This is a genomic window from Actinomadura sp. KC06, assembly GCF_004348735.1.
Taxonomy (GTDB): Bacteria; Actinomycetota; Actinomycetes; order Streptosporangiales; family Streptosporangiaceae; genus Spirillospora.
In genome coordinates this window covers 1-9,035 of the sequence record NZ_SMKT01000240.1, presented here as the reverse complement: position 1 = coordinate 9,035, position 9,035 = coordinate 1, and the positions used below count along the sequence as shown (strand labels likewise).

9 protein-coding genes are annotated in these 9,035 nt (G+C 71.9%); 4 read left to right on the top strand and 5 right to left on the bottom strand.

What is annotated here, in order from left to right; translation table 11 throughout:
- Positions 1–49: 49 nt before the first annotated feature.
- Positions 50–1,672 carry an amidohydrolase gene (locus E1287_RS39860; RefSeq protein ID WP_131970770.1) on the bottom strand — a complete coding sequence of 541 codons (1,623 nt, stop codon included), beginning with the start codon at positions 1,670–1,672 and terminating at the stop codon, positions 50–52.
- A 241-nt stretch (positions 1,673–1,913) separates the two neighbouring features.
- Between E1287_RS39860 and E1287_RS39855 the strand changes: the two genes are divergently transcribed.
- Positions 1,914–2,783, top strand: coding sequence for an ABC transporter substrate-binding protein (locus E1287_RS39855; RefSeq protein ID WP_165969425.1), 870 nt, complete (start codon positions 1,914–1,916; stop codon positions 2,781–2,783).
- Positions 2,784–2,884: 101 nt separating this feature from the next.
- Here the strand turns inward: E1287_RS39855 and E1287_RS39850 are convergent, their stop codons facing one another.
- The 4 genes from E1287_RS39850 to E1287_RS39835 are packed head-to-tail and all read right to left on the bottom strand — an operon-like array spanning position 2,885 to position 5,927.
- The gene (locus E1287_RS39850) at positions 2,885–3,661 is read right to left on the bottom strand and encodes a fumarylacetoacetate hydrolase family protein (protein ID WP_131970766.1); all 777 of its coding nucleotides are present in this window, start codon (positions 3,659–3,661) and stop codon (positions 2,885–2,887) included.
- Positions 3,662–3,677: 16 nt separating this feature from the next.
- Positions 3,678–4,889 (bottom strand): 4-hydroxybenzoate 3-monooxygenase, encoded by a 1,212-nt coding sequence (locus E1287_RS39845; RefSeq protein WP_131970764.1) that lies wholly within the window; start codon positions 4,887–4,889, stop codon positions 3,678–3,680.
- 47 nt (positions 4,890–4,936) lie between these two features.
- Complete coding sequence (locus E1287_RS39840) at positions 4,937–5,455, bottom strand: 3-hydroxybutyryl-CoA dehydratase (protein WP_131970762.1); 519 nt, start codon at positions 5,453–5,455, stop codon at positions 4,937–4,939.
- Between the two features lie 58 nt (positions 5,456–5,513).
- Entirely contained in the window at positions 5,514–5,927 is a 414-nt protein-coding gene (locus tag E1287_RS39835) for a RidA family protein (protein ID WP_131970760.1), read from the bottom strand.
- Positions 5,928–6,102: 175 nt separating this feature from the next.
- Between E1287_RS39835 and E1287_RS39830 the strand changes: the two genes are divergently transcribed.
- From E1287_RS39830 to E1287_RS39820, 3 genes are read left to right on the top strand one after another with little or no spacing between them, the layout of a single operon-like run.
- Complete coding sequence (locus E1287_RS39830) at positions 6,103–7,233, top strand: amidohydrolase family protein (protein ID WP_131970758.1); 1,131 nt, start codon at positions 6,103–6,105, stop codon at positions 7,231–7,233.
- Positions 7,173–7,382, top strand: coding sequence for a tautomerase family protein (locus tag E1287_RS39825; protein ID WP_131970757.1), 210 nt, complete (start codon positions 7,173–7,175; stop codon positions 7,380–7,382). Before E1287_RS39830 ends, E1287_RS39825 begins: the two co-directional genes overlap by 61 nt.
- Entirely contained in the window at positions 7,379–8,833 is a 1,455-nt protein-coding gene (locus E1287_RS39820; RefSeq protein WP_243719759.1) for an aldehyde dehydrogenase, read from the top strand. The genes E1287_RS39825 and E1287_RS39820 overlap by 4 nt, the downstream gene beginning before the upstream one ends.
- Positions 8,834–9,035 lie beyond the last annotated feature (202 nt).

The following is a 9,035-nucleotide window of genomic DNA, read 5'->3' as shown; positions in this document are numbered from 1 at the left end:
CCACCCCGACGTCCGCCCGGCGCGTTGAGTTTGGGTTTTGGGGTGGTGTTCAGGCGTGATGGTGGATCTTTCCGTCTACCGCGGTGGCCAGGACGGGCAAGTCGCGTAGTTCGTCCGGGGGGCACTGTTCCGGGTCGCCGGCCAGTGCGACCCAGTCCGCTCGCTTGCCCGTACGCAGTGTGCCGACCGCGTGGTCGTTGAACGCGGCGTACGCGGCGTCGGCGGTGTACATCCGCAGCGCCGACGCCGCGTCGACCCGCTCGTCCGGGCCGAGTGGTCCGCCGCTCGGCGGGTGGTGGCGGGTCACGGCCTGCCAGATTCCGCGCAGCGGCTGGAACGGCGTGACGGGTGAGTCCGAGCCGCCTGTCACGCGGACGCCCGCGCGCTGCCAGGTGGCCAGCGGTGTGGCGGCGGCGGCGACGTCCTCGCCGAGTTGCGCGATGAGGCGGTCGGCGAACTGTTCCTGCATTGTCGGCTGCGCGGCCACGACCACGCCGAGACGGCGGGCGTCGGCCATGTTGCGTTCCGAGGGCGTCAGGTACGCGTGGATGGCCTGGCAGCGCAGCGGTTTCAGCGGGGCCGCGCGGTCGGCCTGGTCGAGGACGTCGAAGAGCAGGTCCAGCGCCCCTCCCCCGACGGCGTGCACGCCCAGCCCCCAGCCGTGCCGCACCAGTCCGACCGCGAGTTTCCGCAGCGCGTCCGGGTCGAGCAGCAGTTGCCCGTGGTCGTCGCAGCGTCCGGGCCATGGTTCGCGCAGGTACGCCGTTCCCAGCGAGCCGCCGCCGTCCAGGAACACCTTCACGGGCCCGAGGCGCAGCCGGTCGTCGCCGAAGCCGGAGCCAACGCCCAGGCCGGTGAGGCGGGCGACCTCGTCGTCGATGGACGCGCCGGACACCTGCAGCGGCATCGCGGTCACCCGTAGCGGCAGCTCGCCGTCGGCGTGCATCCCCTGGTAGGTGGCGAGTTCTTCGGTGCGCAGGCCCGGCTCGATCACCGAGGTCAGCCCGGCGGCGAGGGCCTGCCGGGCCGCGGCGGCGATCCCGGCCCGCCGGGTCCGGTCGTCCGGCGGGGGCATGTGGCGGCGGACGAGTTCGATCGCCGGCGGCTCGATCAGCACGCCGGTGAGGCGTCCCGCGGCGTCCCGGCCGAGGCGGCCCCCGGGCGGGTCGGGCATGGCGTCGGTGAGACCGGCCAGTTTCAGCGCGACCGAGTTCGCCGCGCCCTCGTGGCCGCAGCGCAGGATCAGGACCGGACGGTCGGGGCAGGCGCGGTCGAGTTCGTCGCGGGTCGGCAGGCGGCGCTCGGCGATGTCCTCGATCTCCCACCCGTCCGCGGAGACGACCCACGGCGCCTCGGGGTGAGCGTCCGCCCAGGCGCGGGTCGCCGCGATGACGCCCTCGATGCTGCGCTGACCTGCCAGGTCGAGCAGCACGTGCGCGAGCCCGGTCCACAGCAGATGCATGTGCGTGTCGATCAACCCCGGCAGGACGGTCGCGCCGCCCATGTCGACGACTGGTGCGTGCTCGCCCAGCGCCGCGCGGGCCCGGTCGAGCGAGCCCGCCGCGACCACGCGCTCGCCGCGGACCGCGAGCGCCTCGGCGCGCGGACGGTCCGCGTCCATGGTGATGACGGACGCGCCCCGGACGATGTAATCGTCATCCTGATTCGTCATAACGATTGTAGGTTAACAGGGCGGATGCGGCCGATACACCGTTGACGATACATCCTAATGATGATAATCGTTCTGGCCATAAGCGGCGATATGCGCCGTGTACCGCTCGGAGGAGTGAGGCCATGATGAGAACGATCCGAAGGCGCCGGCTCCGGGTGGTCCTCGCGGCGCTCGCGGCCGGCCTCGCCGCCGCCGGTTGCGGCGGGGCGGGACGTCGGCCGGGAAGACCGACGCCGAAGGCGTGACCACGGTGAAGGTCGGCCTGATCCCGATCACCGACGTCGCCCCGCTGTACCTGGGCGTCCAGCAGGGCTTCTTCGCCGAGCAGAAGCTCAAGATCGAGCCGCAGCTGGCCGCGGGCGGCGCGGCGATCGTGCCCGCCGTCGTCAGCGGCAGCAACCAGTTCGGCTTCTCCAACAACGTGTCGCTGATCGTCGCCAAGAGCAAGGGCGTGCCGCTGCACGCGATCACGCCGGGCGTCGGCATCGCCCCGGGCAACGACGAGGCCTGCCAGGTGCTGGTCCCCAAGGACAGCCCCATCCGCGGCATCAAGGACCTGCCCGGCAAGACCCTGGCCGTCAACACCCTCAACAACATCGGGGACGTCACGATCCGCGCCGCGCTGGAGAAGGGCGGCGTCGACCCGAGCTCGGTGAAGTTCACCGAGATCGGCTTCCCCGACATGGTCACCGCGATCAACACCGACCGCATCGACGCGGCCTGGGAGTGCGAGCCGTTCGTCACCTCGCTGCTGGACCGCGGCGCCCGGTCCATCCTCAACAACTACGCCGAGACCCACCCGAAGCTGGCCGTGGCCTCGTACTTCACCTCCACGGCCTACGCCAAGAGCAACCCCGACGTGGTGCGCAGGTTCGACGCGGCCGTGCGCAAGTCGCTGGACTACGCCAACGCCCACACCGACGAGGTCCGCAAGATCCTCAACAGCTACACCAAGATCCCCCCGGCCCAGGCGGCCAGGATCAAGATGATCGCCTGGCCGACCACGTTCGAGCGGGCGTCGATCGAGGAACTGGTGCGGCTGACGCAGAAGTACAAGCTCGTCGAGAAGCCGGTCAGCCTGGACGAGCTCATCCAGGAGCCGAAGGGCTGACCGCTCGGCCATCCCGTGGGGGCGAAGGTGGGCCGGATCCTCCCCGATCCGGCCCACCTCCCTCGCCGTCCGGCGTCCGCCGTTTTCTCCTTGGACGCCTCTCAACCGGTGGCGGCGTCCGGCGCGGTGCCCAGCACTGACGCGGTGCCCAGACCCGCGACATGCACCTCGACCCGCGCCGCCGGGAACGGGGCGGCGGCGGTGGCGGCCCCGGCGAGGACGACATGGCCGGCGCGCAGCGGCATCCCCTGGCGCCGGGCGATCCTCAGCAGCTCGGGCAGCGCCCGGTCCGGGTGGCCGAGGATGGCGTCGGTGGAGCCCGTCTCGACGTCGGCGCCGTCCACGGTGAGGCGGACCTCGCGGCCGCCCAGGTCCGCGCCGGGCGGCTGCCAGGCGCCGATGACGAAGCCGGCGGACGAGGCGTTGTCGGCGATCACGTCGGGCAGGCTGAACCGGAAGTCGCGGTAGCGCGAGTCGATGATCTCCAGCGCGGGGGCGACCGCGTCCACGGGCAGCTCGTCGTCGTCCGGGGTGACGTCGCGGGCGATCCGGTAGGCGATCTCCGGCTCGACGCGCGGGTGGATGAACCGGGCCAGCGCGACCTCGCCCCCGTCGGGCACGCGCATGGCGTCGGTGAGCCGCCCGACGATCACCTCGGAGACGCCCATCTGCGCCATCTTCGCCTTGCTGGTGAAGCCGAGCTTGAGCCCGGCCGGCCGCTCCCCCCGCGCCAGGCGGCGGGCGATCACCGCATCCTGGATCGCGTACGCGTCGGCGGGGGTGAGCCCGCCGGGGAGCTGCCCGACCGCGGCCACGGTGTGCTGCGCGGTGTCCAGGCGTTCCGCCGCCAGGTCGAGCGCGCCGGTTTCAGTGGTCATGGGCTGGCCTTCTCCTTCATGTCGGCTCGGGCTCGCGCCGGTGGACGCGTCCGACCGCCGGGAGCCCGACGTAGTTCTCGCAGAAGTTCCTCATCGCGGCTTCCGACGTGCAGAGATGCTTCAGCTCGGCGTGCTGGAGCCGCCATTCCATCGGGTCGCTCGGGTCGTGGTGCAGGAGCGATGTCATGGAGCGGGAGAACTGCTGGGCGCGCCAGACCCCGCGCAGCGCGTCGTCGGAGTAGGCGTCCAGGGCCGTCGGGTCGCCGGACTCGTACCAGGTGCACAGCGCGTCGGCGAGCAGCCGCACGTCCGCGGCGGCGAGGTTGAGCCCCTTCGCGGCGGTCGGCGGGACGATGTGCGCGGCGTCCCCGGCGAGGAAGAGCCTCCCGTACCGCATCGGCTCCACGACGAAGCTCCGCATCGCGGTGACGCTCTTCTTCGTGATGGCGCCTTCCGCCAGGGGTGCGCCGCCGTCCGTCCCGAGCCGCAGCTGGAGTTCCGCCCAGATCCGGTCGTCGGGCCAGTCGGCCAGGTCAGCGTCCGGCGGCACCTGCAGGTAGAACCGGCTGACCTCGCTCGACCGCATGCTGTGCAGGGCGAACCCGCGCTCGTGGCAGGCGTAGATCAGCTCGAAGGTGGACGGCGCGACGTCGGCCAGCACGCCGAGCCAGGCGAACGGGTAGTCGCGCTGGTAGGACGTCAGCACGCCGGCGGGGATCGACGTCCGCGACACCCCGTGGAAGCCGTCGCAGCCCGCGATGAAGTCGCAGGCCAGGACCTGCTCGGAGCCGTCGGCCACCCGGTAGCGGACCTTCGGGTGGTCGGTATCGGGCCCATCCAGCCGCACCTCGCCGACCTCGAACTCCAGCGGCAGGCGCGAGGCGGCGCGGGCCTCGATCGCGTCGCGGACGATCTCCTGCTGGCTGTACATGACCGCGGTGCAGCCGCCGGTCAGCTCGGCCATCGGGATCCGGTGGCGCGTCCCGTCGAAGCGCATCTCGAACCCGTGGTGGACGAACGCCTCGCGGCGCATCCGCTCGTCCAGCCCCAGCTCTTCGAGGAGCCGCGCGGTGCGATGCTCCAGCATGCCCGCCCGGATCCGGCCCTCGACGTGGGCGCGCGACCGATGCTCCAGGATCACCGCGTCGACGCCGGCGAGTTCGAGCATCCGGCCGAGGAGCAGACCGGCCGGGCCTGCTCCGATGATGGCGACCTGTGTTCGTTCCATGGTGGACTCCACTCGGGGCCGGTCACCGGCTGTTCTGCGGACGTGGTTCAGTAGGGCTGCAGGACTTCGCCGCAGCTGTCGCAGGTCCGGGCCGCTTCGTCGTCGAAGAAGCGCTGGTAGGCCTGGCCGACCGGGTCGGTGGAGTAGTCGGCGACGTGGCACGACTCCTCGTGCAGGAACTCGCCGCAGCCCTGGCAGAACCACTGGAAGCGGTCCAGCTCGCCGGGGCGGCGGAGCCGCTCGATGACGATGATGTAGGCGTCCGGGTCGAACCGCGGGGAGTGCGGCAGCCGGGACGGCGTGAAGATCGCCGAACCCTCAGGGATCACGTCGATCACCTCGCTGCCGTCCGGCCGGCGGCTGTGCAGGCGCAGCTCGCCCCGGATCACGTACATCACCTCATCGCTCGGATTGAGGTGGAACTCGCTGCGGTACTCGCGCCCCCGCGCCACGAAGGCGAGGGACTCGCTGTGCTGCCACAGCACCTCCACGCGCTTGCCGCTCTTGCCGAGGCGCTCGGCGATCCCGTCGAGGTCGACGACGGGCATACGGTACGGCTCGGTCATTGGGTGCTCCTTCCCGGCGGCCCTGACGTCCCGGCGTCTCGTCCCGGGGCGCGGCCGGCTACTTGGGCTCGACGGCGGCGACGCACTCCACCTCGACCAGCACGCCGGCCCGGTGCGGGGGCGCGTTCACGGTCGTGCGCGCGGGGAAGCTCTCGCAGTCGGCGAAGAACTCGCGGTACGCCTTGTTGAACTCGGGGAACTGGGCGGCGTCGCGCAGGTAGCAGTTGCACTTGAGGATCGAGTCCTTGGTCCCGCCGGCGGCCTCGACCACCGCGACCAGGTTGGTGAGCGTCTGCCGGACCTGCTCGGCGAGGTCGTCGGAGACGATCGTGCGGGTCGCGGGGTCCAGCGGCCCCGTCCCGGAGCAGAAGATCAGGTCCCCGTGCACGATCGCCTGCGACAGCGGAGGGGTGGTCCCCGTGGAGAAGCCGACCTTGGGCGCGTTGCTTGAACTGATCGAGATCTTCGACATGGCACTCCTCGGTTGGCTCGGGACCGGCGCTCGCGGCGACTCTAACCACCATGTTGATTAGAGTCAATGTCCGATTTCCGGGACTCCCGCCGAGGTCGCCCGCCCGGCGGCCGATTGTCAGCGACACACATATCCATCATAATGGTTATCTGAAACAAGTGAGCGGAGGACGGCGATGGCATCGACCAGCGGGCACGCCGCGGCGGGTCCCGATCCGGGACCGGACGGGCCGGCGACGGTGGACGTCCACGCGCACGCGCTGCCCATGCCCCTGCTCCGGTACCTCGCCGGCCGCGGCTACGCGGACCTGTCCGGCGTGGACTCCGGGACGCTGCTGCTGGACCCGGAGGTGTCCGGGGTCGCCAAGGGCGCCCGCATCCCGCTGGCCGCCGACCAGTACGACGTGCGGCGCCGCCTGGCCTCCATGGACGCCGCGGGCATCGAAGCGCAGCTGGTCGCGGCGCCGCCGTTCGTGTTCGCCTCCGCCTCCGACGATCACGAGCTCGTCATGGAGATCAGCCGCCGTTCCAACGACGCGCTCGCCGAGCACGTGGCCGCCGAGCGGCGGCTCGCGGCCTTGGGCACGGTGCCGGTGGGCCTGCCCGGAGCGGCCCGGGAAGCGGCTCGCTGCCTGGACGAGCTCGGCATGGCCGGGCTGACGACCGGCACCTTCGGCGGGGGCCGCGAGCTCGACGACCCCGCCAACGAGGACGTCTGGAGCCTGCTGACCGAGCGCCGGGCGTTCTGCCTCGTCCATCCCAGCCGCGCGTCGTCCCCCGCCCGGCTGCGCGACTACCACCTGGTGCAGCTGCTGGGCTACCCGGCGGAGACGGCCCTCGCCGCGGCACGGCTGATCTTCGGCGGCGTGCTCGACCGGCACGACCCCGTCCTGTGCCTGGTGCACGGCGGCGGCTGCCTGCCGGGGCTGATACCCCGGCTCGACATCGGCTGGCAGCGCAAGGAGGAGGCGCGGACCGTCCCGACGTCGCCCCGCGACCACCTGCGCCGCTTCCACTTCGACACCGCGGTCTTCGACGCGGCCGCGCTCCGCCGCCTGATCGAGGACGTCGGGCACGAGAACGTCCTGCTCGGCACGGACCTGCCGTTCGACCTCGCCGACACCGGCGCGGTCTCCACGATCCGCGGGCTCGGCCTGCCGCCGGACGCCGAGCGGGCCGTCCTCGCCGGGAACGCGGCGCGGCTGGTCCCCGCCCTCACCGCCCCTTCCCGCCAGGAGGATCCGACATGCCCCTCGTCCAGGTCACCTTGGCCGCAGGACGGACGCCCGACCAGATCCGAGAACTGATCAGCGAAGTGCACGACGCGGTCGTGCGTTCCACCGGAACCGACCCGGCACGCGTACGGGTGCTCGTCCACGAGCTGCCGCCGACGCATTGGGCCGCGGGCGGGATCACGCTCGCCGAGCGCGACGGCGCCGGCACTACAGAGGAATGAGGGTTGACCACGACATGGAGTTCTACGGCCACGTCATCGACGGTGAGGAAGTCGAGTCGCACGACGGCGCACGGTTCGACGATGTCGATCCCTGGACGCAGAAGCCCTGGTCCGAGGTGGCCCTGGCGTCCAAGCGGGACGTGGACAAGGCGGTGGCGTCCGCGCGGCGGGCGTTCGACGACGGCCCCTGGCCGCGCATGGGCTACACCGAGCGCGGGCGCATCCTGCACCGCCTAGCGGAGCTGGTCGAGCAGAACAAGCGGGAGCTGGGGCTGGCGGACACCCGCGACATGGGCAAGCCGGTGGCCCAGAGCATCGGGAACGACGTCGGCCGGTCCGCCCTGAACATCGGCTTCTTCGCCGACCACGCACGCCTGGCGGCGGCGGACGCGCTGCCGATGGACAGCGGCCACCACGCCTACACCCGGTACGGCCCGGCCGGCGTCGTCGCCGCGATCGCGCCCTGGAACTTCCCGCTGATGCTGGAGACCTGGAAGGTCGCGCCGGCCCTGGCCTGGGGCAACACCGTCGTGCTCAAGCCCGCCGAGGACAGCCCGGCGTCCGCGACGCTCCTGGCGCGGCTGGCGCTCGAAGCGGGCGTCCCGCCGGGCGTCCTCAACGTCGTCCACGGCTACGGGCCGGGGTCGGCCGGGCAGGCGCTGACCGAGAGCACCGCGATCGACCGGATCACGTTCACCGGCGCGTCGAGCACCGGCCGCGACATCGCCGAGATCGCCGGCGCGAACCTCGTCCCAGTGAGCCTGGAGCTCGGCGGCAAGGGCGCCAACCTCGTCTTCGCGGACGCCGACCTGGACAAGGCGGTGGAGTGGTCCATCAAGGCGATCTTCACCAACGCCGGGCAGGTGTGCCTCGCGGGCAGCCGGCTGTACGTGCAGCGCGACGTCTACGACGAGTTCCTCGACCGGTTCACCGCGGCCGCCGAGGCGATGGTGGTCGGCGACCCGTCCGAGCCGGGCACCCAGCTCGGCCCGCTCGCCTCCGAGGCGCACTTCGCGAAGGTGCGCCGGTACATGGAGACCATCGAGGCGGAGGGCGGACGGATCCGCACCGGGGGGCTCGGCGGCGGGTGGGTCGTCCACCCCACGGTGATCACGGACATGGCGCAGGACGCCCCGCACTGGCGGGAGGAGATCTTCGGCCCGGTCGTGGTCGTGGCCCCGTTCGACTCCGAGGCCGAGGCGGTGGCGATGGCCAACGACACCGAGTACGGCCTCAACGCCATGGTGTTCACCGAGAACCTGAGCCGGGCGCACCGCGTGTCCGCGGCGCTCCGCGCCGGGACCGTCTGGGTGAACTGCTTCTTCATCCGCGACCTGCGCGCCCCGTTCGGCGGGGTCGGCGCCTCGGGCGTCGGACGGGAGGGCGGCGATTTCAGCCGCGACTTCTTCACCGAGCCGAAGGCGGTCGTCATGCAGATCGACCAGGCATAGGTTCCCCGCGGCACCGGCGATCAGGACAATGGGATTTCGACCTGTGATCGCTCGCGGCTTTATGGATAGCGTGACCGATGTCCGGCTTCGAGCCCACCACGAAGGGATTCCCATGCGAAGAACCACCGGCTCCCGCGGCGCCGTCACGAGCTCCCCATGACCGCCAGGCTCCCGCATCGCGACGGCCGCCGCGGGAGCCGGT

Bases quoted from the DNA above. Each gene is read 5' to 3' on its own strand.
- E1287_RS39835 (WP_131970760.1), bottom strand. From the start codon at position 5,927: ATGTCGAAGATCTCGATCAGTTCAAGCAACGCGCCCAAGGTCGGCTTC.
- E1287_RS39845 (WP_131970764.1), bottom strand. From the start codon at position 4,889: ATGGAACGAACACAGGTCGCCATCATCGGAGCAGGCCCGGCCGGTCTG.
- E1287_RS39860 (WP_131970770.1), bottom strand. From the start codon at position 1,672: ATGACGAATCAGGATGACGATTACATCGTCCGGGGCGCGTCCGTCATC.
- E1287_RS39830 (WP_131970758.1), top strand. From the start codon at position 6,103: ATGGCATCGACCAGCGGGCACGCCGCGGCGGGTCCCGATCCGGGACCG.
- E1287_RS39820 (WP_243719759.1), top strand. From the start codon at position 7,379: ATGAGGGTTGACCACGACATGGAGTTCTACGGCCACGTCATCGACGGT.
- E1287_RS39825 (WP_131970757.1), top strand. From the start codon at position 7,173: ATGCCCCTCGTCCAGGTCACCTTGGCCGCAGGACGGACGCCCGACCAG.
- E1287_RS39840 (WP_131970762.1), bottom strand. From the start codon at position 5,455: ATGACCGAGCCGTACCGTATGCCCGTCGTCGACCTCGACGGGATCGCC.
- E1287_RS39850 (WP_131970766.1), bottom strand. From the start codon at position 3,661: ATGACCACTGAAACCGGCGCGCTCGACCTGGCGGCGGAACGCCTGGAC.